Annotated in this window: 1 pseudogene; it reads right to left on the minus strand. The window is 45.3% G+C overall.

Annotated features, from left to right (window positions below):
• Positions 1-45: 45 nt before the first annotated feature.
• Positions 46-402 (minus strand): annotated as a pseudogene (locus B4K20_RS14890) (bifunctional diguanylate cyclase/phosphodiesterase); the annotation flags it as partial.

Below are 402 nucleotides of genomic sequence, written 5' to 3' on the forward strand. Positions count from 1 at the left end.
GTGTGACCAGAGCGGTATTCTGTTAGTTCAGTTCAACAGCGTCTTTCATTGCAGGGATTTTCCAGTCTCTAAAGTAGCGATGAGCGACAGTAACTCCTGATAGAGTTTATCGAACTCATCTAGAAACGCTCTGGCTTCCCCCATCTTGTCAGCAAGTGCATATTCCCGCATTGTTATCGCCAAGTTATGCCATTTCAGATGCGTTGCAACCAACTCATCTAACCATTCGTGCTCGAACAGGTTCTGATTCTTTACGCGTTCAACCCACGTGCCACAATGACAGTAATGCACATCCATAATTGGCCATTGTGGTGATTGAGCCGTATCACTGCTCTCATCAAAGTTACTCAAAAACACTTGTCGCCAGCGTTCAAGCGTTAGCATGAAAAACCGTAATGCCTT

This window comes from Methylophaga sp. UBA5088 (genome assembly GCF_002414625.1).
Classification (GTDB): Bacteria; Pseudomonadota; Gammaproteobacteria; order Nitrosococcales; family Methylophagaceae; genus Methylophaga; species Methylophaga marina.